The 23,681-nt window shown below is 27.2% G+C and carries 23 protein-coding genes and 1 riboswitch; of the genes, 2 read left to right on the forward strand and 21 right to left on the reverse strand.

What is annotated here, in order from left to right:
• Window positions 1-36: 36 nt before the first annotated feature.
• A riboswitch (cyclic di-GMP riboswitch) is annotated at window positions 37-121 on the reverse strand.
• A 362-nt stretch (window positions 122-483) separates the two neighbouring features.
• Window positions 484-1,860: a sucrose-specific PTS transporter subunit IIBC gene (locus HMPREF0216_RS04400; protein ID WP_005211627.1), complete on the reverse strand. Its 1,377-nt coding sequence runs from the start codon at window positions 1,858-1,860 to the stop codon at window positions 484-486.
• Between the two features lie 331 nt (window positions 1,861-2,191).
• Entirely contained in the window at window positions 2,192-3,244 is a 1,053-nt protein-coding gene (locus HMPREF0216_RS04405) for a LacI family DNA-binding transcriptional regulator (RefSeq protein WP_005211628.1), read from the reverse strand.
• Window positions 3,245-3,563: 319 nt separating this feature from the next.
• Between HMPREF0216_RS04405 and HMPREF0216_RS04410 the strand changes: the two genes are divergently transcribed.
• Window positions 3,564-4,487: an amidase domain-containing protein gene (locus HMPREF0216_RS04410; RefSeq protein ID WP_005211630.1), complete on the forward strand. Its 924-nt coding sequence runs from the start codon at window positions 3,564-3,566 to the stop codon at window positions 4,485-4,487.
• Between the two features lie 74 nt (window positions 4,488-4,561).
• Here HMPREF0216_RS04410 and smpB read toward each other — a convergent pair whose 3' ends face one another.
• The 14 genes from smpB to HMPREF0216_RS18085 all read right to left on the reverse strand — a co-directional run bounded on the left by smpB (window position 4,562) and on the right by HMPREF0216_RS18085 (window position 17,854).
• Window positions 4,562-5,032: an SsrA-binding protein SmpB gene (gene smpB, locus HMPREF0216_RS04415; RefSeq protein ID WP_040418851.1), complete on the reverse strand. Its 471-nt coding sequence runs from the start codon at window positions 5,030-5,032 to the stop codon at window positions 4,562-4,564.
• Window positions 5,033-5,107: 75 nt separating this feature from the next.
• Window positions 5,108-7,363 carry a ribonuclease R gene (gene rnr / locus HMPREF0216_RS04420; protein WP_005211634.1) on the reverse strand — a complete coding sequence of 752 codons (2,256 nt, stop codon included), beginning with the start codon at window positions 7,361-7,363 and terminating at the stop codon, window positions 5,108-5,110.
• Window positions 7,364-7,566: 203 nt separating this feature from the next.
• Window positions 7,567-7,797, reverse strand: coding sequence for a preprotein translocase subunit SecG (gene secG, locus HMPREF0216_RS04425; protein ID WP_040418853.1), 231 nt, complete (start codon window positions 7,795-7,797; stop codon window positions 7,567-7,569).
• Window positions 7,798-8,009: 212 nt separating this feature from the next.
• A complete protein-coding gene (locus HMPREF0216_RS04430) occupies window positions 8,010-9,080 on the reverse strand; it encodes a lysylphosphatidylglycerol synthase transmembrane domain-containing protein (RefSeq protein ID WP_005211645.1) in 1,071 nt (356 codons plus the stop codon).
• Window positions 9,073-9,756: a polysaccharide deacetylase family protein gene (locus tag HMPREF0216_RS04435; RefSeq protein WP_005211647.1), complete on the reverse strand. Its 684-nt coding sequence runs from the start codon at window positions 9,754-9,756 to the stop codon at window positions 9,073-9,075. The genes HMPREF0216_RS04430 and HMPREF0216_RS04435 overlap by 8 nt, the downstream gene beginning before the upstream one ends.
• A 2-nt stretch (window positions 9,757-9,758) precedes the next feature.
• Complete coding sequence (locus tag HMPREF0216_RS16700; protein WP_005211649.1) at window positions 9,759-10,139, reverse strand: glycosyltransferase; 381 nt, start codon at window positions 10,137-10,139, stop codon at window positions 9,759-9,761.
• Window positions 10,114-10,833, reverse strand: coding sequence for an MGDG synthase family glycosyltransferase (locus tag HMPREF0216_RS04445; RefSeq protein ID WP_005211651.1), 720 nt, complete (start codon window positions 10,831-10,833; stop codon window positions 10,114-10,116). Before HMPREF0216_RS04445 ends, HMPREF0216_RS16700 begins: the two co-directional genes overlap by 26 nt.
• A gap of 277 nt (window positions 10,834-11,110) precedes the next feature.
• On the reverse strand, window positions 11,111-12,409 hold the full coding sequence (gene eno, locus HMPREF0216_RS04450) for a phosphopyruvate hydratase (RefSeq protein WP_005211653.1): 1,299 nt from the start codon (window positions 12,407-12,409) through the stop codon (window positions 11,111-11,113).
• 161 nt (window positions 12,410-12,570) lie between these two features.
• A complete protein-coding gene (locus HMPREF0216_RS04455) occupies window positions 12,571-13,155 on the reverse strand; it encodes a hypothetical protein (protein ID WP_005211655.1) in 585 nt (194 codons plus the stop codon).
• A gap of 260 nt (window positions 13,156-13,415) precedes the next feature.
• On the reverse strand, window positions 13,416-14,351 hold the full coding sequence (locus HMPREF0216_RS04460) for a type I phosphomannose isomerase catalytic subunit (protein ID WP_005211657.1): 936 nt from the start codon (window positions 14,349-14,351) through the stop codon (window positions 13,416-13,418).
• A 30-nt stretch (window positions 14,352-14,381) separates the two neighbouring features.
• Window positions 14,382-15,326, reverse strand: coding sequence for an ROK family protein (locus tag HMPREF0216_RS04465; RefSeq protein ID WP_005211658.1), 945 nt, complete (start codon window positions 15,324-15,326; stop codon window positions 14,382-14,384).
• Window positions 15,327-15,457: 131 nt separating this feature from the next.
• Window positions 15,458-16,855, reverse strand: coding sequence for a glycoside hydrolase family 1 protein (locus HMPREF0216_RS04470; protein WP_005211665.1), 1,398 nt, complete (start codon window positions 16,853-16,855; stop codon window positions 15,458-15,460).
• 288 nt (window positions 16,856-17,143) lie between these two features.
• Window positions 17,144-17,626 carry a UTRA domain-containing protein gene (locus tag HMPREF0216_RS04475; protein WP_341349472.1) on the reverse strand — a complete coding sequence of 161 codons (483 nt, stop codon included), beginning with the start codon at window positions 17,624-17,626 and terminating at the stop codon, window positions 17,144-17,146.
• On the reverse strand, window positions 17,627-17,854 hold the full coding sequence (locus HMPREF0216_RS18085) for a GntR family transcriptional regulator (protein WP_005211668.1): 228 nt from the start codon (window positions 17,852-17,854) through the stop codon (window positions 17,627-17,629). It abuts the gene before it with no gap.
• A 151-nt stretch (window positions 17,855-18,005) separates the two neighbouring features.
• On the opposite strand from HMPREF0216_RS18085, the gene HMPREF0216_RS04480 reads away from it, so the two are divergent.
• Window positions 18,006-18,317 (forward strand): PTS sugar transporter subunit IIA, encoded by a 312-nt coding sequence (locus HMPREF0216_RS04480; protein WP_005211670.1) that lies wholly within the window; start codon window positions 18,006-18,008, stop codon window positions 18,315-18,317.
• A gap of 244 nt (window positions 18,318-18,561) precedes the next feature.
• On the opposite strand, the gene HMPREF0216_RS04485 is transcribed toward HMPREF0216_RS04480, so the two are convergent.
• The 5 genes from HMPREF0216_RS04485 to HMPREF0216_RS04505 form a co-directional block, all read right to left on the reverse strand.
• Entirely contained in the window at window positions 18,562-18,876 is a 315-nt protein-coding gene (locus tag HMPREF0216_RS04485) for a PTS sugar transporter subunit IIB (RefSeq protein WP_005211671.1), read from the reverse strand.
• A gap of 56 nt (window positions 18,877-18,932) precedes the next feature.
• Window positions 18,933-20,297, reverse strand: a complete 1,365-nt coding sequence (celB, locus tag HMPREF0216_RS04490; protein ID WP_005211672.1) for a PTS cellobiose transporter subunit IIC — start codon at window positions 20,295-20,297, stop codon at window positions 18,933-18,935.
• Between the two features lie 161 nt (window positions 20,298-20,458).
• Entirely contained in the window at window positions 20,459-21,169 is a 711-nt protein-coding gene (locus tag HMPREF0216_RS04495; protein ID WP_005211673.1) for a GntR family transcriptional regulator, read from the reverse strand.
• Window positions 21,170-21,343: 174 nt separating this feature from the next.
• Window positions 21,344-22,249 carry an ROK family protein gene (locus tag HMPREF0216_RS04500; protein WP_005211674.1) on the reverse strand — a complete coding sequence of 302 codons (906 nt, stop codon included), beginning with the start codon at window positions 22,247-22,249 and terminating at the stop codon, window positions 21,344-21,346.
• Window positions 22,250-22,625: 376 nt separating this feature from the next.
• Window positions 22,626-23,672 carry an ABC transporter substrate-binding protein gene (locus tag HMPREF0216_RS04505; protein WP_147576241.1) on the reverse strand — a complete coding sequence of 349 codons (1,047 nt, stop codon included), beginning with the start codon at window positions 23,670-23,672 and terminating at the stop codon, window positions 22,626-22,628.
• Window positions 23,673-23,681 lie beyond the last annotated feature (9 nt).

A 23,681-nucleotide genomic window follows, 5' to 3' on the forward strand; every position in this document is an offset into this window, starting at 1 on the left:
TTTTAAAACTTTATAAACAAAAAGTATAATGCACTCTTTGGCAACTGGCTGACATAGAAATACTTCCTTAGTCCCTATAGCTTTGCGTCTCTAAATTTCTTTAGATTTGCCTATTTAATTTTAAATTTAATATCAATATGCTACCACTTATAATATGTATTATTTATTATTAAATAATAGTTAGCAATTGTTGTTTTTGATTATACTATAAAATTTAACTTTTTACTACAAAATGGCATATCTTTCATAAATTTCAGTATAAATAGATTTCTCACTTATTTTTTTCTATTTAGCACTGTATTTTTCCCTTTTATGATTAGAATAATATACTTTTAAAAGCCTAGTTGTTAAAAAATACAATTTACTTATTATCTTTATATACTTGAAAATACAATTAAATAAATAATCACAATAACTTCTATTATATTTTTAATATAAAAAAAGAAGAAATTAATTTAACAACTTCTTCTTTATTATAAAATATTAAGCTTCTTCTTTAATTCCCATTATCATAGTAGCGGCAAAAGCAACACCTATTGCTATAACCATTCCTATAACATAATGTAACATTGATGTAGAATTTGTTATGGCTATTCCTGGTATTCCAGTAACACCAACTGCAGTCATTCCAACTTTCATAGCTACTACATAAGCTCCACCAATAGCTCCACCAATGGCTGCTCCTATAAATGGAGTCTTATATCTTAAATTAACACCAAATATAGCTGCTTCTGTTATACCGAATAGTGTACTTACTGCTGATGGAAGAGCTACAGCCTTCATCTTCTTATTCTTAGTTAATAAGAATGCTGCAAAACATGCTCCCCCTTGAGCTACATTTGCCATTGACCAAATTGGTAATAATGTATTTACACCAGTTTCAGCTAAAAGATTAAGTTCTACAGCGTGGAAACTATGATGAATTCCTGTTATAACTATTGATGAATATGCTCCTCCAAATATAAGTCCAGCAATTACACCTAATTTAGATATTGCAAATGTTAAGAATATACTTATTGCTGCTCCAACAACATTGGCTAATGGCCCTACAACTGCTAAAGCTAAGAATCCAGTTACTAATACTGTTATTAATGGAGTTACTAATATATCAAGCATTTCTGGAACTATCTTTCTAGTACCCTTTTCTATATATGCCATTATAAATACAACTAATAATATAGGTAATACTGTTCCTTGATATCCAAGTAATGGCATATTTATAAATCCTAAAACTTTAATAGTTTCATATCCAGTACCTTGTGTCCATGCATTTTGTAAAGCAGGGTGAATCATTATTCCCCCAACAGTAGCCGCTAAATATGGATTACATCCAAATACCTTTGCTGCACTTATTGCAACTAATATTGGTAAGAAGTTAAATGCTGCTGAACTGAACCAATCAAGCATCATCCACCACCAAGTATTAGAGTATTGCTCTAATCCAAATTTACCTGCTAAACCTAATAATCCCATTAATAAACCTGCTGCAACTATAGCTGGTATAATTGGAACAAATATATCTGATAATATCTTAGCTAACTTTTGTATTGGATTTAGTTTTTTAGCACCTTCTTGCTTAACTTCTGCAGTGCTCATTTCTTTAATTCCTGCAATTTTTATAAGTTCTGCATAAACTTTATTTACTGTCCCTTGTCCTATTATTATTTGGAATTGACCTCCATTTAAAAAGGCACCTTTAACAATATCTAATTTTTCTAGTTCTTCTTTGTTAGCTAAGTTTTGATCTTTTAATACTAATCTTAATCTTGTTGCACAATGTGCAGCACTACCAACGTTTTCTGGCCCACCGATATACTTTAAAATATCTTGAGCAGCATCAAAATACTTATTTGACCCCATTTTAAAATCCTCCTAATAATTTTTAATTTTTAATTTTTAATAAATTTATAATTACCTTATAATAAAGGCTTTATTCAATAAGTGGTAATGTTCCCACAGTGCTTATAAAAAACTTGTGGTAATGTTCCCATTCACCTTAAAAAAACGTATTACGTTTTCATTTTTTGCTAAGTCAATTGTCGAAATTTGTTTATAATTTAATTTCAATACGATTATATAACTTTATTTTATATAAGTCTACACTTTCTTAAAATTTTTATCTTGGTAATTTTTGAATAAACATTATACATTTCAGTATTATTCTATTTAACCTATATATTTTTTTAATGATTTATATATAGGAACATTCCCATATATAAATCATTAAAACCTTTTCACAGTTTGATTTTTCACTATTTCTTTTTATTAGTAAACAATTTATTTTAACTTTTTTTACCATTTTTTCTTTTTGTATTGTTTTCTCATTAAGATATTCCAACATTATTTCTGCCGACTTTCTTCCTGCAGTTTTATAATGATAGTGAATTGTTGTAAGTTTAGGGGTAATAACCCTTGATATTTTAGAATCTCCCATACCAACCACTGCAACATCTTCTGGAACTCTGTAATTATTATCAATTAAATACTCTATTGCACCTAATGCTAAATTATCAGTCACTGCAACTATTGCAGTAGGTGGATTATTTCCTTCCATAATTTCCTTTGCTAATTTATAACCACTTTCTTCAGCAAAGTCACCTATTTTTATATTCTCATTAATTATTTCTATATTTTTTTCATTTAATGTTTCTATAAATGCCTCTCGTCTATCAAAACCAACAGCCTGATCTTCTTCATAAACTCCAATATAGCCTAACTTTTTATGACCTTTTTCAATTATACAATTTGTTATATCTCTTGTTGCATCAAATTCATTAAAGAATACTGATGAAAACCCCTCTATATCTTGAGCTACAACTACAATAGGCACTTCTAAGTTTTTCATAACACTTATATGTTTTTCAGTTACTTTAGTTGCCATAAAGATAATTCCATCTACTTGATTAGCCTTAAATATATTAAGATATTCTAATTCCTTTTCAATTGAAAGATTCGTATTTGCAATTAAAATATCATAATTATTAGGTGATAAAATTTCTGTAATTCCCTCCACTACTCTTGCTGGAGTTTCACTACTTATTTTAGGAACTATTACTCCTATTAAATTTGTTTTTTTAGTTCTCATTCCTTTTGCTTGTCTCTGAGGAGTAAACCCTGTTTCATCAAGCACTTTTTTTATTTTTTCTCTAGCTTCAGCACCAACATACCCATTATTTAAGTATCTAGATACTGTTGATTTAGATACCCCTGCTAACTTTGCAATATCAATTATATTTAATGCCATTATCGCTTCTCCTTAATAATTGTTTAAATGTTTTCACTTAAAAACATATTCATATACTATACTAATTTATATACTGTAATATTTCAACTTTAAAATGTATATACTTAAATAATCAACTTCAATCATATTATTACTATTTTTAGTAAATAATAAATTTATTAATTGTTAATACTATATTTAGAATTATTTTCTTAGTATATTTTCTATACTAACCATACCTTATATATATTAATTAAATATTAAATTTATAAAACCTTATATTTGTTATAAGTTTTTAATATCATATTTACTTTAAGTTTTAGTTACAAGGAGTGATTGAATGTTTTCTAAAGATAAAAATATTAAAGTAAGATATACCTTTAAACATTTTTTTCTAGTATTCATATATGATATCCTTATAATTTCTTTATTTATATATTTCTTTTATACACTAGGAACTGTTAAAGGTCATAGTTATATTGATTATACTGAAAATAATTTTTTCCTTACTAATAATGATTCTATTTATACCTTTGTAGATTACACTGAAAATTCACTACCTAAAAATAGTAATTTACAATCTTATGAAGAAAGTATAAATAAATTTTTATCTGAAGCTTTTACCAAAAGAAATAACAGCTTCTTATCTGGAGATGTATCTTCTTTATATAACTACTATAGAGCTTCTAGCTCCAATGGTAGATATTCATTAATATACGAATTTAAAAGAATTGCTTATTTAAGAGATTGGGCTATTGAGCGTGGTATTTTATTTACTTCCATAAACTCTTTTATAATTATAAATAGTATCACTCAGAAGGATAATAAATTTATAATAGATGTGGATGAACAATGTACTTTTACTTATGTTCATAATAAAGGTAAATTAAAAAATGAATTTTCACTAACTATTCCCCATATATTAACTCTATATAGTTATAGTGAAAATTTTGATGATTTATATTTAATCGATAAGGATTACTACTGTGATGTATTTGATGATGGAATAGATAATTACACATTTACATTAACTGAAACAGTCTTACCTTATACCAAAACTTTAAATAGCAACTTTTCAACACCTACTAATTTGAAAGTTGATGATATTTTAAGATTTGAAAAATCACTATTTACAGATCATAAGGCTGTAATTTCTGGCTTTGATTCAAATGGTTATCCTCTAATAAATTGCAATAGCTTAAATGCTGTTAATATGCCATTCGACTTTGGTTGGAATGAAAAAAATATTAAATCTTCTTATTAACACCTTCTTGCCTCAATATAAAAATGAGATTATATCAAAATTGATGATATAATCTCATTTTATAATACTTTAAATTAGTATCTATTTCTTTCTTTCATTTGACGCTCTATATCTCTTTTATGTGCTTTTTCAAGCATAGAATCTCTCTTGTCATAGTTTTTCTTACCTTTACAAATACCAAGAGCTACTTTAACTCTTCCATTTTTTAAATATAAAGATAGAGGTACTAATGTGTATCCATCTCTAGAAACTAATCCTGCAAGTCTTCCTATTTGTTCCTTATGAAGTAAAAGCTTTCTTTCTCTTAAAGGATCAACATTAAATATATTTCCTTGCTCATAAGGACTAATATGCATATTTAGAATAAATACCTCACCATTTTTAATATCAGCATAACAATCCTTTAAATTACACTTTCCACCTCTTATAGACTTAACCTCTGTCCCAACTAATGCAATCCCTGCTTCAATTGTTTCTTCAACAAAGTAATCATGACGAGCTTTTCTGTTTTCAGCTAAAGAATTACTATTCTTAACTCTTGCCATATCCGCACCCACTTCTTTATTAACACGTTTTTTTTAATTATATCAATTTATAACTAAAATCACAACTTAAGTAATTTATTCATTGAATTCTTCTTCTGGTTCTATTGATTCCTCTGTTTTTTCTTCATCTTCAATCTTAGTTCCAAACTCTTTTTTTACTTCTGCAATTATTGAAGCTGTCTCTTCGCTTGGCACTATTTCTTCTAAATGTTGTTCACTTTCAAGTATATCAAAGAAAATTTCTCTGTTATCTATATCAACTCTAGAGCATTTTACTTTAACCGAATCACCTAATCTATAAATTTTCTTAGTTCTTTGACCTAAAAGCATTAAATGTTGCTCATCATAAACATAATAGTCATCATCTAAATCAGTTATATGAACAAGTCCTTCTACTGTATTTGGAAGTTCAACAAATATACCAAATGATGTAACAGATGATATAATTCCTTCAAATTCTTCACCTATTCTATCCATCATATATTCAGCTTTCTTTAAATCATCAACTTCTCTTTCTGCTTCCTCTGCAAGTCGTTCCATATCTGATGATTGCTTTGCAGCTATATCAACTATTGGTGCAAGTTTGGCAGCTCTTTTTTCATCTATCTTACCATTTAAGAATTCCTTTATTATTCTATGAATTTGTAAATCAGGGTATCTTCTAATTGGTGATGTAAAGTGGCAATAATATGTTGCTGCTAATCCAAAGTGCGAAGAACATTCTGGTGTATATTTTGCCTTCATCATACTTCTTAATAAAAGAGTACTAACTACAGTTTCTTCTTTCTTACCTTTAACCTTTTCTAGTACTTCTTGAAGAATTCTTGGATGAATATCTTGTGTTACTTTCATTGTATATCCTAAGTTGTAAATAAAGTCCCTAAATTTTTGTAATTTTTCTTCATCTGGATTTTCATGAACTCTATATACAAAAGGTAAATTAGTCCAGAACATATGCTCAGCAATAGTTTCATTACAAACAAGCATGAATTCTTCAATTATTCTATTTGCTATTTCTCTTTCATATGGTTTTATATCAATTGGTTTACCATTTTCATTTAAGATTATTTTAGATTCTTCAAAATCAAAATCTATAGCGCCCCTTCTCATTCTCTTATTTCTAAGTATTAAGCAAAGCTCTTGCATTGTTTTAAAGTCATCTACTAAATAATCATACTTCTTAATAAGTTCCTCATCATTATCTCTAAGTATTTTAGTTACATCTGTATATGTCATTCTTTCTGATGTTCTAATAACAGTTTCAGCTATTTCATGGTCACAAACTTTACCATTGTTATCAATAGTCATAAAGCAACTTAATGCTAATCTATCAACCTTAGGATTAAGTGAACATATGCCATTTGAAAGCTTCCTTGGAAGCATTGGTATAACTCTATCTATTAAATAAACTGAAGTTCCTCTTTTTAACGCTTCTTTATCTAGCGGATTTTTTTCTTTAACATAATGAGTAACATCTGCAATATGAACTCCTAACTTATATCTACCATTATCTAATTTTTCAATAGAAACAGCATCATCAAGATCCTTTGCATCTTCTCCATCTATTGTTACCATTCTAAGATTTCTAATATCTTTTCTTCTCTCTATTTCTTTTTCTTCTATTTCTTCTGAAATTCCTTCAGCATAAGCTAAAACCTTTGGTGGAAACTCTTCTGGAAGACCATGTTTTTTAATTATAGTTAAAATATCTAATCCTTTTTCACCTTTTTTTCCAAGCACTTCTTTAACTATTCCTTCAGGACTTCTTCTCTTTTCTGGCCATTTAGTTACTTCCGCAATAACTACATCACCATGCTTTGCTCCATTTTTATCTTTCTTTGAAATAAATATATCTTGATTTAATCTAGAATCCTCTGGAACAACAAACCCAAAGTTTCTACTATCTTCATAAACACCTATAATTCTAGTATTAGCTCTCTCAAGTACTTCTACAACTTCTCCTTCTCTCTTCTTCCCATTAATATCATCTCTAGTAATTTGCACAAGTACCCTATCGTTATTCATAGCACCATTAATAAATGAACTTGGAATAAAAACATCCTTTTCTCCTTCTTCTTCTGGAATTAAGAAACCAAATCCTTTTTGATGCGCCTGAAGTTTCCCTTTTATAAGTCCTAATCTTTCAGGAAGTGCAAATTTATCTTTTTTTGTTCTAATAATTAACCCTTCTAACTCCATAACCTTTAAGGCTCTTTTAAATGATTTATATTCATCTGGATTTATATCAAAAACTGTAACTAGTTCTTGAATATCCATAGGTCTATATGCCTCTTCCCTCATAAAGCTGAGTAAGGTGTCTTTTATTTTCATGTAATTTCCTCCGATTAATTTAATTTATTGTCTTTATCCATTATTTTCTTATACACACTATTTATTATAGTACCACATGTATGTTTTTTTATTCAACACACAGCGCTTAAAATAATTTCCCTACTATAATAGTATTCTCAAAATTTTAGTAAATCACTAAAAAAAGACCACTATTTTATATAGTGGCCTAAGTAATAATTATATTAAACTATATTTAAAACTACTGTGTTTATTGCAAATAGAAGCATTGAAACTATTGTTAACTTAACTAACATTGCTTCTTTTGTCTTAGCTTTGTTTTTTGTAAAGAATGTTTCACTCTTACTTCCTTGAATTAACCCACTTAAAGCATCAGCTTTACTTTTTTGCATTAATATTGACACTACAACTATTAATCCTAAAACCGCTTCTAAAACAAATAATACATTTTTCACGGTTACACCTCCCACTCTATACTTTCAAGCATACTCATATGAAATTATCATAACATAATAATCCTACTATTACAAGATTATTTACAAATAACTCCATAATTTTCTAGGCCATTCTTCTGTAAATATCAAAATATTACATTAAGATTTTACTAAATAAATTTAATATATTTTAAGTATCCTATAGATAATATTAATAAGCTCAAATTATAATTTTATATAATTTTTTCATTGGTTAAACTACCTTTGCTACACTTAATGCTAGACTTGCTTTTTAATAATCTTATGCTAGCTACAACAATTCCACTTATTATTACAAACAGATAAAAACTAATCCCTCTACTAAGTAACATTGCTGAGCTTAATGAACTTGATGGAAAAAGTGTTTTAAATAAAGTTAAAAAACTACCTTCACTTGTTCCAACAGCTCCAGGAAGAGGAATTGCAGAAACAGAAATAAACAATATTGCTTGTATTAAAAAAACTGTAAAGAATGAAAAATCATCAAGGCCAAATGCTTTATACACAAAAAAAGTTATACTATACATTGCTCCTATTTGAATAATAGTTATTAAAAGTACTTTTATAAAAATATATTTATTTTCTATAATTAGTATTGCTCCTTGTTGGTATTGACTTATTTGTTCTTTTACTTGTTTTCTAATCTTTTCAACATCTATAAATTTCAGTATACTTATTAATCTTAAAAATAATTCCGCTAATTTCATTGTAAATTTTTTCGAAAATATAGCTAAAATAATAAAGCAAAGAATTAACAAATTAATTAACAATCCTAAAAAAATAAGAATCCTCATTGTGTAATTTAAGTTCATAATAAAATCTAAATTAGCTATAATACCTATTACTGCAATAGTTACTGTAACAATTTGAAAACTAGCAAGCTCCATAAGTAATACAAGCGAAGAATGTGAAATATTAATGTTGTCTCTCTTCATATAATAAACTTGCATAGGTTGTCCTCCTGAAGCTGATGGAGTTATGGAACTAAAAAAGAAACCTACAAATGAATATTTTAATCCTTGAAAAACACTTATATCATATGAAAATATTTTTAGCATTCGTCTAATATTTATTCCTTCACAAATTATGAATATAAACATACAAATAATTCCTATAAATATATAAAATAAATTTACAGACTTTAGTGAAATTAATATATTACTTACACTACTGTCTTTAAATAAAATAAAAAATGTAACTGAAATTAACGCTATAAAAAATATACTATTTTTAAAAATATCTTTTGGGGTTATATTATTACTCATACAGTTCTCCTATTGTGATAAACTCATATCCTTCTTCAAGCCATATAGGCAATGTTTTTTCTAAAGCTTCAATTGTTCTAAGAGGAGCTTCATTTTTACCTCTTCCATCATGTAAACAGATAATACTTTTATTTTTTGTTTCATTTAATAATCGTTTTGATATTTCATCTGAACTTATATCACTTTTCCAGTCACCAATTATTACATCCCAAAGTACTAAACTTAAGTTATATTTCTTCAAATTAACTAATGTTGTTAAATTGAGATGACCCCACGGTGGTCTAAATGACTTAACTGAAATCTTTAAATTCTTAAAGATTTTTATACTCTCTTCAAAATCTTTATTTGTATATAAAGGACCTCTTATTAAACCATTTTGATGTTCTAAAGAATGAAGTCCTATAGTGTGTCCTTCTTCTTCCATACGCTTTATAATGCTACTATTTTTTTCTGCAAACTTAGCAACAACAAAAAATGTAGCTTTTATATTATATCTTTTAAGTAAATCCAAAAGTTTTTCTGTATATTTTTCATCTGGTCCATCATCAAAAGTTAAGGATAAAAACTTTTCACTTTTAACCTCATTAGCAATAGACGTACCTTTAAATTTAAAATAAAAGGTTGGAAAAACGCTATATGCCAATATACTAATTGCTATAATAACTACAAATCCCATTACTAAGCTCCCCTCTTAAACTTTTCTATAATATTTATAATCTCTTCTTGTCTTAGTTTCTCTTTAATTTTCTTCATATTACGTTTCATTTCTAAAACAGCTACATCATTATTTATTAATTCTATAATGTCTTTTTCTATATAAAAATTCTTTTTCCAAATAACTTTACCTATTTTTTCTCTTTCAATATATTGTGCATTTTTAATTTCTTGTACTAAAAAAGGTTCTATAACATAAATAGGTACTTCACTATGAATTGCTTCAAATAAAGTTATTCCACCTGACTTTGATATTATTAAATCTGCTTTTTTCATATACTCGCTTATTGTATCTGTATATCCAACTACAACTATATTTTTATACTTTCCCTTTAATATAGTCATACATTTTTTTATTATTTCCCGTTATAATTGTTGTTTTTATATTTCTTTCATTATTAAGTGATTCAAATACCTCTTCTTTAAAGGGAATTAAACCTAAGCCTCCACCCATAATTAAAACCTCTTTTAATCTATTTTTATGAAGTGATACAGTATTATTTTTAAATTGTTGCTTAACCGGAATTCCGGTAACAAATATTTTCTCTTCATCAATACCTTTTTTAATTAAATCTTCTTTTATACTATAATCTCCAACACAATAAAAATCTGTATTTTTGTAAATCCATTCACTATGACTAGAAATATCAGTTATGAATGTAAATAAAGGAATATTTAATTTCTTAATGGATTTATATTTTGAAATATATTGTGAGCTTATTGGTAATGTAGATATAACTAAGTCAGGTTTATACTCTAAAAATAACTTATCTATTTTATTTACAAATAAATAATTAAAAGTTTTAATATTATAGTCTTCATTATTACTATTTATAAAATTATATAAATTCGACCATTTTGTAACTAATACATTAAAACTACTATAAATAACCTTACTTGTTTTTGGCATTAAATATTCTAATATATCTACTATATCTACATTAATATCTGAACACTTACTTTTTATTTCTTCATTTATTGCTTCTGATACAGAATAATGTCCCATTCCGAATTTTCCTGTTAAAATTAATACATTCATTTTATTTCCCCCAACTTTTTACTATAAATTAATTATAAATAGTAAATCTTAATATTTATTTAATTCAAATCTTAATATTTACTTATATAGAATGCTTAATTTATTAAGATTTTATTAAATTACTTCATATTTAAAACTCATTACTTTTTCTTAATTAATTTTATATAAAAAATTTTTTATAACATATCGATTAATATTACATAGTTATTACAATTTTGTAATATATAAAAAGACCGTGCTAAATTTGCACGATCCTTTATTTTTAACTATTAATTTTTTATTGTTCCTTTATGTTAAAGAATGCTTTTCTTCCTCTATATTCTGCAACATCATCAAGTTCTTCTGCTATTCTAATTAATTGATTATATTTAGCAACTCTTTCACTTCTTGCTGGTGCACCAGTCTTAATTTGACCTGCATTAACTGCAACAACTAAATCTGCTATTGTAGTATCTTCTGTTTCACCACTTCTATGAGATATAACAGCTGTATATCCTGCTCTATTTGCCATTTCTATAGCATTTAATGTTTCTGTTAATGTACCAATTTGATTTAATTTAATAAGAATTGAATTTGCAACTCCTCTATAAATACCATCTTCTAATCTTTGAGTATTAGTTACAAATAAGTCATCTCCAACTAATTGAACTTTCTTACCTAATCTATCAGTAAGTAATTTCCAACCTTCCCAATCTTCTTCTGCCATACCATCTTCAATAGAAATAATAGGATATTTATTTACCCAATCTTCAAAGAAATCAACCATTTCAGCAGCAGTTAAGCTCTTTCCTTCATGTTCTAATACATATTTACCATCTTTATAATATTCAGATGATGCAGCATCTATTGCTATAAATATATCTTTTCCTGGTTCATATCCAGCCTTCTTAATAGCTTCTAATATAACTTCAATAGCTTCTGCATTACTCTTTAAATTAGGTGCAAATCCACCTTCATCTCCAACCCCTGTTGAATATCCTTTATCATTTAAAGTTTTCTTTAATGCATGATAAACTTCTGCACAAGCCTGAACAGCTTTATCAAAAGAATCAAATCCAACTGGCATAACCATGAACTCTTGTAAATCAACAGAGTTATCAGCATGAGATCCACCATTTATAATATTCATCATAGGTACTGGAAGAACTTTCGCATTTACTCCTCCTACATATTGATATAGAGGAAGTCCTAAATAGTTAGCTGCTGCTTGTGCAACTGCTAAGGAAACACCTAATATTGCATTAGCTCCTAATTTTCCTTTATTATTGCTTCCATCAAGTTCAATTAACATTTTATCAATATATGTTTGATCAAAAACATTACATCCAATAAGTTCTTCAGCTATTGTATCATTAACATTTTCAACAGCCTTTAAAACTCCTTTACCCATATAATAATCCTTATTTCCATCTCTTAATTCAACAGCCTCATAAATCCCTGTTGATGCTCCTGATGGAACTGCAGCTCTACCAATTGTACCATCTTCTAGATAAACTTCTACCTCTACAGTTGGAAAACATCTTGAATCTAGTATTTGTCTTGCTACTACATCAACAATTTCAACAAAATTTTTCATTTTATATCCTCCTTAAATTTAGCAATAAATGAAATATTTATTTTTTTCTTTACCATCTACCTACTTATTTTTTACAGTAAAAATGAATAATATTCACTTATTAAAATAAAAAATAAGATAGCAAATAGATATTTATTTTCCATTCACCACCTTACTTTTTATTAATACTCTTTTGCATAATATTGATTAATTTTTTGCTCCCACTCTGTTGCCTTTCTTCTATCTATTATATATATGCCTTTTAAAAACTCTTCTAAAACACCTACTCCATCAAGACCTTTCATCAAATGCCTTGGATAATCAACTTTTCTTCTATAACACTGCTTAGGATCAATAACCATTAACCTTTCAGCTTTATCTACATATATATCTCTACATCTAGCATCTAATTTTGTAAATTTTAAAGCCTTAAATTCATTTATTAATCTGTAAAGATTATATATTAACTGCTGACTTAATCCATTTTCTTCTATATAATCATCTAATCTCTTTCCATTTACCATATCCCTTAATATATAATAATCTCCATTTTTATATATTTTGGGGAAATATTTAGATTTTTTTACTTTGTATAATATTTCTGCTTCACTTCTACAAACATTTTTATCTGTAAATATTTTTATAGCCCTATTTCCAGGTACTTCATAAACAATTCCATTATGCCCTTCCCCTAAAACTTTAGCATCTTTGAACAATCGTTCCACTTCTTTATCGAAGTCTGCTGAATACGCATATGTCCTAGCCATTATAACCTACCTTAATTAATATTTGTACTATTATATTAATAATAATATTATTATATTCTTATAATACTCACCTATAGTATATTAATCCTATCTAAAATACAATTTTCTTTTTCTAAAAAATATATAAAAATAGTTAAACTTAATGGATATCAAGTTTAACTATTTTTTATAATTCTATAGTATTTAAATTTATATATATCAATAACTTTTCTTTACAATATTTTTTTAATATCTGTGATAAATAATTAATAACATCTCTTTTACATAGGATAACTTTTTATTACTTCTAATTCACCTTTAACAGAATAATTCCCCAATTTTGCTGGAATTAAGTAGCTATCTCCCATTTTAATTTCTTCAGAGAATTCTTTTCCTTCGATTGTTCCTTTTCCATCAACACAAGTTAAAATAAAGAATTTTTCTTCATTGCTACAGTCTGTCCATTCTTTTTTAATATTAAATTTTTGCATTCCAAAATATTCATTTTCACAAAAATTAATTTTAGAGAATCCTTCAAACTCAACAATCTCATGATTTGATAAATTTTCTGCTGCTAAATCAAAGTTTATTACATCAAGTGATTTTTCAACATGAATTTCTCTTGGTCTTCCGTAATCATAAACTCTATAAGTAACATCTGAATTTTGTTGAATTTCAGCTATTATTAATCCTTCACATATAGCATGAACAAGTCCACTATTTATTAAGAAGCAATCACCTTTTTTAACTTCAATTACATTTAGATAATCTTCTGATTTACCTTCTTCTATAGCTTTTGCAAAAGTAGCTTTATTACAATTTTTTGTTCCAACAATTAACTTAGCTCCTGGTTTTGCATCAACAACATACCAAGCCTCAGTCTTTCCAAATTCATTTTCAACTCTCTTTGCATATTCATCACCAGGGTGAACTTGTACAGATAATTTTTCTTTTGAATTTATAAGTTTAACTAATAATGGAAACTTTTCTGTGCTTACTTTTGAACCAACTAAATCATGACCAAATTCTGAAATTATTTCATCAAATCTTTTTCCTTTAAGCTCCCCATTGGCTACAATTCCAATACCATTTGGATGGCAAGCTATATCCCAGCTTTCACCAATCTCCCCCTCTGGCATATTATCTCTAAAATTTTCAAAATCTCTTCCACCCCAAATTTTATTATAATAAAGATTTTCAAATCTAATTGGATACATATCAAACTCTCCCTTTCTTAAATAAACTTATTATCTTAATTCACTTATAGCTAATGCAGCTGCCCCTAAAACACCTGATTTACCTTCTAAGTTAGATTTTTCTATCTTACAGTTTTCAGCTATTATACTTAAAGACCTATGTTTTACAATTTCTTTTACTCTTTCTATAACAACCTCTCCACCATTAATAACACCACCACCAAGGACTATCATATCTGGATCTAAAGTATTCATCACATTAGAAACTACTAGGCCTAAATATGATAATGCTTCATCTAAAATATCATTAGCCACATAATCTCCTTCAGCTGCTTCAACAAACACCTCTTTAGCTGTTATATTTTCATAATTTTTAAGATTCGTATTAACATTGCTATTAACAGCCTCTAATGCTCTCTTCATTATCGCCGTACCTGATGACATTCTCTCTGAACACCCTTTATTTCCACACCCACATCTTGGTCCATCCTTAAAAACTGTAGTATGTCCTACTTCTAATGCATTTGAAGTGCTACCCCTATATATCTTTCCATTTAATATAGCTCCTCCACCTATGCCTGTACTTACAGTTATATAAACCATATTTTCAGTACCTTTACCTACTCCAAACATATACTCGGCTAATGTAGCTGCATTTGCATCATTATCTAAAAAAGTTGGTAAATTATACGTAGTAGTTAATTCTTCTACTATATTATAATTATTAAAAGGTAGGTTAGGTGGTGCCACAATTAACCCTCTTTTTACATCTAAAGGTCCTGGCGATCCAATCCCTATTGCCCCTACTTTTTCTCTATCAATATCCTCTAAAACATAATCTATAGTTTTCTTTATATTAGAAACTATTGCAATATCCCCTTTATTAGCTTCTGTACTAACAATCTTTTCTTTTATAATATTTCCTTTTAAATCAACTAATGCTGTATATATTTTAGTTCCACCTAAATCAACAGCTACAACATAATCTTTATCCATAATATTTCCGTCCTTGATAATATTTTATTTTCAAAATTTCACCTTAAAAATTAAGAGTAAAGAGCTAAAATTACTAACTCAATACTCTATTTATTATCTATAAAAACTTTAACTCTTAATTTTTAGCTCTTTTAAAATCCATTATTTTCTGCTACTTCTTTAATCCATCTACCTGACTTCTTTATTGTCTTCTTTTGAGTAGCTAAATCAACAGCAATAAATCCATATCTATTTTTGTAAGCATTAGACCAAGACCAACAATCGATTGGAGTCCATGAATGATATCCAAAACAATTTGAACCTTCCTCTATTCCTTTATGAAGATATTGTAAATGCTCTTTAAAGAATTCAATTCTATAATCATCTTGAATTTCACCATTTTTATCTATATATTTTTCTTCACCTTCAACACCCATACCATTTTCTGAAATATACCATGGAATATTATTGTAATTATCTCTTATATTCATAGCTATATCATACATTGCTTGAGGGTATATCTCCCATCCTCTATATGGATTCATTCTCTTACCTGGCATATCATAATAATCAAAGTGCTTGTCTGGCATCCATCCTTTTGAATTATCAAACTCCGATTCTTTTGCTTTAACTCTTCTTGGTTGATAATAGTTTACTCCTAAGAAATCAACAGTGTTTTTTCTTATTATCTCCATTTCTTCCTCTGAAGCTTCCCACATAACACCATTTTCTTTTAATAGTTCAACTAAAAGAGATGGGAATTCTCCCTTAACAGCTGGATCTAAGAATGAGTTATTAAATATGTCATCAGCAATTTTAGCTGCCTTTAAATCTTCTTCACTATTACTTCTTGGATATGCTGGAGTTAAGTTAAGAACTATACCTATTTTTCCTCCATCCTTATCACATCCAATTTCTCTAAATTTATTTATTACTTTTGCAGATGCAAGATTTAAGTTAAATAATACCTGCATAGCTTTTTTACCATCTACTAATTTCGGATAGTGGAACTGATATAAATATTCTCCTTCAACAACTACTATAGGTTCATTAAAAGTAGTCCAATACTTAACTCTATCTCCAAATAACTTAAATGCTGTTTCTGCAAACTTTACAAATAAGTCAACAACATGTTTAGATTCCCATCCACCATATTTATCATATAATTCAACTGGTATATCAAAGTGATGTAAATTCATAACTGGAATCATGCCATTTTTTATAGTTTCATCTATAACATCATTATAAAATCTTATTGCATCTTCATCTGGTTCTCCAGTTTCTAAATCCTTTATAAGTCTTGTCCATTGAATTGATGTTCTAAAACTATTTAAACCAATTTCCTTAAGCATAGCTAAATCTTCTTTGTAGCTATTATAAAAATTAGATGTAACTTGTGGTCCTACTCTATCAAAGAAAGCTTCTGGCTCTACTTCATACCAATAGTCAAATACACTCTTATGTGGTTTATTAAAATCTCCTTCTGATTGTGGACCTGATGTTGCTGATCCCCACCAAAACCCTTCTGGAAATATATATTTTTTAGTCATCTTTTTTCTCCTCCGAAATTTATAATTTATAGAACTAATTCTTAATCATATTATATCCTCGTCTTTTTTAAATGTCTATACTTTTATTTATAAAAACATATCTTTTATTTTTAAAATCATGTTTTTGATTTTAAAAAAACATACTTTTATATTGGAATTTTTCTTATATTACTGCAAAACATATTGATATTCATTTGTCATAATTAAAAAAAGCAAAAAAAATTCTTAGTTAATAAGTTGTGATTTATTAACTAAGAATTTTTTATGTTTTCTCATTGCAGTAATTTTTTAAATTACTGTAATTGCTTTAAATTCAAATTTATCATATCTATGTCTAGAAAAAGAATATTCAAAAACTTTTCCATTATCTAAGTATGCAACTCTTTCTACTTCTAATACAGGTTCATCTAAATTTAATTCTAAATATTCTCTATCTAAATCTGTACTTTTATAGGCTCTTACTGTAGAGTGTGCACTTTGTATTTTTAAATTTAACTTATCTTGTATGTAACTATATATAGATCCTTTAACATCTGCTAATTTCATTCCTGGAATAAGATTTAAAGGTATGTAAGTTTTTTCTATAACTACAGGGATATCATCTACATATCTTACTCTATGGATAGAATAAATAAATTCATCTTTTTCTATTTTTAGCATATCAGCAATTGTTTCGGAAGCATTTATAATTTTAAACTCTAACACTTTACTTGTTACTTTATGCCCTAAATTAGTATTAGTTAATCCAGAAAATTGTTTTTTTTCTATTATTCATTGAATTTCATTTTCTGTTATATCTTTTACAAATGTCCCAGAACCTCTTCTCTTTATTATTAGACCTTCACCCACTAATAAATCTAATGCCTTTTTTACAGTCATTTTACTTACATTGTACTTTTCACATATTTCCTTTTCAAATGGAAGCTGTTCATTTGGTTTATATTTACCTCTTAAAATATCATCCTTGATATCTAATGCTATTTTTTGATATTTTATCATTTTTTATTTCACCTTTACCTTTATCTACTCTATTTTTATTCTACTAATTATTTATGATTTATTCAGAAAGATTAAATATATATTTTTTATTGAAATTTGTAATGTTCTATTATATAATAAGTATATACTTTTAAGAGAGAGGGTTTTGTTTATGAATAATATGGAATCAGTTGCATTTGAGTTAATTAGTAATGTTGGAGAAGCAAAATCATTATTAATGGAAGCTTTAATGTTAGCTAGAGAAGAGCAATTTGAAGATGCCGATAATAAAGTTACTTTATCTGGAGAGTTTTTATCTAAAGCTCACCACAGTCACTTTGATTTAGTTCAAAAAGAAGCTAATGGTGAACAATTACCATTTTCTTTAATATTAATGCATGCAGAAGATCAATTAATGACAACTGAAACATTAAAAATGTTAGTTGAAGAATTAATCTTAACACATAAAAAATATTCAAAATAAGTACTTTTTTAATAAAACCAGCAATATGCTGGTTTTATTTTTTATTTATAAATTATATATTAAAATATTAACTCTATTACTTACACTTATTTTTTAATATTTAATTTTCCTTTAATAAATATATCTTTAAAAATTTGTGCTTTATAATATAAAACACAACATAGATTATACTTTAATCTAAAGCTAATCTACATTGTGTTTTATTTTTTAACGATATCTAATATTCCTTTTGCATATAAAAATTTTATGCTTCAAATTCATCCATAACATCATATGCTTGTTCTAAAACAGCTAATCCATCTACTCTTCCGTAAGTAACAGTATCAATTACTGCAACTGGTATTTTTCCACCAACCATAGTTTTCATTTTTGACTCTAAAAAACGTACTTGTGGTCCTAATAATAATACATCTGCTTTTTCCCAATTATTTGGAGCATCACTTTGTGATACTGCCCAGATTTTGCATTCTACTTCATTTTCTTCTGCTGCCTTTTGCATTTTAGTAACTAATAAACTTGTTGACATTCCTGCTGAACAAACTAATAATATATTTTTCATAATAATATCCCTCCAGATTTTATATCTATTTATTTAAATACTGTATTTAAATTTTCTTAGTAAGCTTTTTCTGTCATTTCTGCTGTTTCTTTTGTCTTTTTAAATCTGCTTACTTTATTTTTAGATTTTTCTGCAGCTTCTTTTTCTAATTTAATTGCTTGTATATCCATTACTTTTATAAATGGTGTCCAAATTGCTAATACTACAGCTAATATAACTAATTGTAATATACCACCAGCTAAAGAGTTAGTTGCAAGCATACCACTAAAGAAAATTGGTACTGTCCAAGGTACTGCTACCCCTGTTGTCATTGGAACTAATCCAAATTTCATTGATAAATAAGCTATAGTAACACCTACTATTAGTGAGATAATCCAAGGAATAAGTATTGTTGGATTCATAACTATTGGCAAACCAAATATAACTGGTTCATTAACGTTAAATATTCCTGCTGGTCCTGCTAATTTAGCTACCTCTCTTAATTGTTTGCTTTTTGCAATTATTAATATACCAATTACAACTGCAAGCGTCATACCTGTACCACCTATACCAACAGTAAATGTTTCCATGAACTGTTTAGTAACTATGTTAGGTAAATCTGTATGATTAACTACTGCTTCATAATTTTGAAGTGATAATGTATTCCAAATTGGATCTAATACTGAATTAACTATAATTTGACCATGTAAACCAAAGAACCATAAAAGTTGAATTGCAAATACCGCAACTATTGTTGCTGCTAATCCACTACCTAAGTGCATTAATGGAACTTGTATAAGTTGATATATAAAGTCATGTATATTACCCCAAGGTGTATAAACAAAAATAGTTCTAATTACTAAAAATACTGTCAATACTATACATGCTGGTATTAATGCGGCAAAAGATTTTGCTACTGTTGGTGGAACACCATCTGGCATTTTGATTGTCCAATTTTTTTTCATAATACGTACATATAACCAAGTTGCTAAGAATGCTGCTAAAATACCAACAAACATTCCCTTTGCACCTAATCTTGTAATTGGAATTATATCTGTTACTAAAACACCTGCTTCTGTAGTCATTGAAATCGGTGTTAAAACTAAAAATGATGCTACTGAAATAGCTGCTGGAAAAATAGGATCAACATCATAACTTTTTGCTAAATAATACCCAATGCCCATTACAACAAATAGTGTTGCTATACTCATAGTCGCTGATGGTAGTATACTTAATACATCTGTTACAGTAGCTACCCCATTACTACCTATGACCTTATCTAAATATGGTAGATTCATTATAACAACTGCAAGCGATCCAACTATTGTTAGTGGAAAACTTAGCATAAATGAATCACGTAAAACTGTTAAAACTCTGCTAGCACTTAACTTACCAGCTATAGGTAGTAAATACTTTTCAATTAACTCATTAAATTTAGACATCTAATCCATCCCCTCTCAAGTTTATAACTTTTTATGAAATCTATTACATGACTTATTATAATAAAAGATATATCTTTTGTAAAGCAAAAGTATATTCTTTTATTATAAAAATATAAATTTATTAAAAAAAGTGTGCAAATCATAATTTTTGCACACTTTTTCTACTTTATAATTACACTTTTAAATTCAAATTTATCATTTCTATGATGAGATTTTGAATATTCAAATGGTATACCATTATCTAAAAAAGCTATTTGCTCAACTTCTAATAATGGTGAATATTTCTCTATCTCTAAATACTTTCTCTCCTCTTCATTTGCACTTACAGCTCTAATAGTTCTATGAGCACTTTTAATTTTTAAATTTAGAGTTTCTTCTATATAGTTATATATAGATTTTTCTAAAACATCCTTTTTTAATCCTGTAATAACATTAATAGGCATATATGTATATTCAATTACATATGGTTCATCATTTGCATATCTTACACGACATATATAATAAACAAATTCATCATTAGATATTTTTAACTTATTAGCAATCTCACTAGTTGTATTAATTATATTAAACTCAATAACTTTACTTGTTACTTTTATTTTGCGGAAAATACCTGTAAATCCAGTTAATAAATTACTTTCACTTATTTCTTTTATTTCGCTACTTTCAATTCCTTTTACAAAAGTACCTGCCCCTCTTCTTTTTACAACTAATCCTTTCATTACTAAAATATCTACTGCCTTTTTTATTGTAATTCTACTGACACCATATTCTTCGCACATTTCCTTTTCTAGTGGCAATTGATCATTTACATTATATTCTCTATTTGCTATTTTATTTTGAAGATCAATTGCAATTTCTTCATATTTTAACATTATAACACCTCATAAAATTTTAATTTTCTATATATCATTATAATTTTACAAATATCTTTAAACAATATCTATATTTAAGTTATTACTATACTTTTTCATATAAATACTCTTCATTATATCTATAACGTAAAATAGAGCTATATTCATCTTAATATATAGCTCTATTTTTATATCCTATATCAAATTTTGTTTTTGTAAAAAATTGTATAAAGCCCCTAATTTATTTGCATCATTTCCATACTTACAAATCTTTACTATTGGTCTTATTGTTGCATCTGGATTAGAATTCATAACTTCATCTATCCTTTTATTTACTTCATCTAAAAAACCTTTTCTTTCACAAATAGCTCCACCTAAAACTATAACTTCTGGGTCATAAGTATATTGAATATTAAATATGCCTATAGCCATATATCTAAAAAATTTATTTACCTCTTCTATCGCAACTTCATCTCCGCTATCATATAATTCAAAAGCTTTTAATCCGTTAAACTTTTCTATATCTATGCCTTTTCTCTCTGCAATAGATTTTGCTAATGCAAATGTTGAGCCTACTCCACTCCATGATAAATATTTTTGCTTAGTAACATCTATATCTACTAAGCAATAACCAAATTCTCCACCATGCTTATGAATACCTGAATGTATTTTTTTATTCTTAACTAATGCTCCACCTATGCCTGTCCCACAAACCACAAAAGCACAATCATTTTCTTCTTTTGCCACACCAATCCAACATTCACCTAAAGCTGCACAATTTGCATCATTTTCTATTTCAACTGGTAATCCAGTATTTTCATTTAATATTCGTTTAAAATTAGGCCCATGTATATATGGTAATGCACTCATACCTCCAATAATTCCACTTTCACTATCTACAGCTCCTGGTGCACTTAAAGCAATTCCCTTTAAACTATACTCTTCTTTTAAACTATTAATTTTAGTAGATAAGTTTTCGAAAAATTCTTCACTGGTTTTAGCTATATCTATTTTATCACTAATAATTATCTTACCTAAATTATTAATTATAGACCACTTTACAGATGACCCACCTATATCAAATACTATATAATTGTTCATATATTCCTCCTACTTATAAAAGTTATTAATATTTACATTTAATATATCGTCCTAATATTTTGTTGTCCATAATATTTAAGTATCTGTGTAATATTTATATTTAAATCTTAAAATTAATCTATTATATATTCTTTCTTTTTTAAGTTCCAATCATTATTAGTTTCAGTTATTATATTTTCTATATTTTTATCAATAATATATCTTTGAGTAAAAGTATAATCTAATCCAATAGATTTTCTTATATTTTCATAAATACCATGTATATCTATAGTATTATCTTTCGTTCTTTCATCTAATATTTCATCTTCATCTTTATTTATTGAAATATTAAATCCTTTTAACTCATTAAAAAATTCCTTGTTTTTCTCACTGGTTTTTAAGATGATTGTATATTTAATGCATTAACATACTTATCTTCTTCAAATAAAAATTTTAAAAATTCCTTTGCTACTTCGGGATATTTTGTATTTTTAGCTATTGCTAATTTATAATCACCAAATATTTTTATTACTTCACTTTCAGGAAGTGGGAACATTCCTATATCATCACTATTCATTCCCATCTCACTTAACTGATACTTAAAATCAGAATTATAAAAAATCATTGCAACTTTTCCAGATACTATATCCCTTTTACACTGTTCCCATTTATAATCTAATATATTTTCCTCTACATATCCCTTATCTACTATACTTCTAACGAAATCTAAGGATTTTAACATTCCTCCATCTTCATAAAGAATATTGTCATTGCCTAATATTGCGTCAGTCTCTAAATTATTATCTAATAAATATGGTGCTATAGATATCCAACACTCCATTACCCACGACTGCGTATAATTTAAAGCCATTGGTACAATTCCATTACTTTTAATCTTTTCACAAATTTCAAAAAACTCTTCATTTGTACTCGGTATCTTATCAATTCCTAATTCTTCAAAAATAGCTTTATTATATATAATTCCATACCATAAACTAGAACTTGCTAAACAATATTGTTTACCCTCTTCATTAATTCCATATTTATAATGATATATTTCATTTTCATCAAAGCCTAAATCATCTATGGGTAAAAAATACCTGTCATATTCACTTGATTTTATAGCTCCTGGAACTATTGTAACATCTGGTAATTCCTGTACTGCTGCCCTTCTCTGAAGTATCTCTTCTATTTCACCTATAAGCTCTAGATTAACAGTTACATTGGGATGTAATTTTTCAAATTCTTTTACTAAATTCTTTAATTCTTCTTTTTTATCGGTTCTATTGCTTACAAAACTTATTTCACCTACTAGCCCCTTTTCTTCTATAGTACTCTCATTATTTTTATTATAAGGTTTAATTATACAAATTGTAGCCATAATAATACTTACTAAAATAACAACTACAATACTTAAAACTTTAAAGCTACCTTTAGTTTTCACAAACACTAC

It is taken from the genome of Clostridium celatum DSM 1785 (assembly GCF_000320405.1).
Lineage (GTDB): Bacteria > Bacillota > Clostridia > Clostridiales > Clostridiaceae > Clostridium > Clostridium celatum.

What these genes read in the sequence shown, in the direction of transcription:
- HMPREF0216_RS04430 (WP_005211645.1), bottom strand. Translation starts at nt 9,080, where the DNA reads ATGAGTAATAATATAACCCCAAAAGATATTTTTAAAAATAGTATATTT.
- HMPREF0216_RS16700 (WP_005211649.1), bottom strand. Translation starts at nt 10,139, where the DNA reads ATGACTATATTAAAGGGAAAGTATAAAAATATAGTTGTAGTTGGATAT.
- HMPREF0216_RS04485 (WP_005211671.1), bottom strand. Translation starts at nt 18,876, where the DNA reads ATGAAAAATATATTATTAGTTTGTTCAGCAGGAATGTCAACAAGTTTA.
- HMPREF0216_RS04455 (WP_005211655.1), bottom strand. Translation starts at nt 13,155, where the DNA reads ATGGCTAGGACATATGCGTATTCAGCAGACTTCGATAAAGAAGTGGAA.
- HMPREF0216_RS04445 (WP_005211651.1), bottom strand. Translation starts at nt 10,833, where the DNA reads ATGAATGTATTAATTTTAACAGGAAAATTCGGAATGGGACATTATTCT.
- HMPREF0216_RS04435 (WP_005211647.1), bottom strand. Translation starts at nt 9,756, where the DNA reads ATGGGATTTGTAGTTATTATAGCAATTAGTATATTGGCATATAGCGTT.
- HMPREF0216_RS04480 (WP_005211670.1), top strand. Translation starts at nt 18,006, where the DNA reads ATGAATAATATGGAATCAGTTGCATTTGAGTTAATTAGTAATGTTGGA.
- HMPREF0216_RS04410 (WP_005211630.1), top strand. Translation starts at nt 3,564, where the DNA reads ATGTTTTCTAAAGATAAAAATATTAAAGTAAGATATACCTTTAAACAT.
- HMPREF0216_RS04495 (WP_005211673.1), bottom strand. Translation starts at nt 21,169, where the DNA reads ATGTTAAAATATGAAGAAATTGCAATTGATCTTCAAAATAAAATAGCA.
- eno (WP_005211653.1), bottom strand. Translation starts at nt 12,409, where the DNA reads ATGAAAAATTTTGTTGAAATTGTTGATGTAGTAGCAAGACAAATACTA.
- HMPREF0216_RS18085 (WP_005211668.1), bottom strand. Translation starts at nt 17,854, where the DNA reads ATGATAAAATATCAAAAAATAGCATTAGATATCAAGGATGATATTTTA.
- HMPREF0216_RS04400 (WP_005211627.1), bottom strand. Translation starts at nt 1,860, where the DNA reads ATGGGGTCAAATAAGTATTTTGATGCTGCTCAAGATATTTTAAAGTAT.
- HMPREF0216_RS04405 (WP_005211628.1), bottom strand. Translation starts at nt 3,244, where the DNA reads ATGGCATTAAATATAATTGATATTGCAAAGTTAGCAGGGGTATCTAAA.
- celB (WP_005211672.1), bottom strand. Translation starts at nt 20,297, where the DNA reads ATGTCTAAATTTAATGAGTTAATTGAAAAGTATTTACTACCTATAGCT.
- HMPREF0216_RS04500 (WP_005211674.1), bottom strand. Translation starts at nt 22,249, where the DNA reads ATGAACAATTATATAGTATTTGATATAGGTGGGTCATCTGTAAAGTGG.
- smpB (WP_040418851.1), bottom strand. Translation starts at nt 5,032, where the DNA reads ATGGCAAGAGTTAAGAATAGTAATTCTTTAGCTGAAAACAGAAAAGCT.
- HMPREF0216_RS04460 (WP_005211657.1), bottom strand. Translation starts at nt 14,351, where the DNA reads ATGTATCCAATTAGATTTGAAAATCTTTATTATAATAAAATTTGGGGT.
- HMPREF0216_RS04465 (WP_005211658.1), bottom strand. Translation starts at nt 15,326, where the DNA reads ATGGATAAAGATTATGTTGTAGCTGTTGATTTAGGTGGAACTAAAATA.
- rnr (WP_005211634.1), bottom strand. Translation starts at nt 7,363, where the DNA reads ATGAAAATAAAAGACACCTTACTCAGCTTTATGAGGGAAGAGGCATAT.
- HMPREF0216_RS04470 (WP_005211665.1), bottom strand. Translation starts at nt 16,855, where the DNA reads ATGACTAAAAAATATATATTTCCAGAAGGGTTTTGGTGGGGATCAGCA.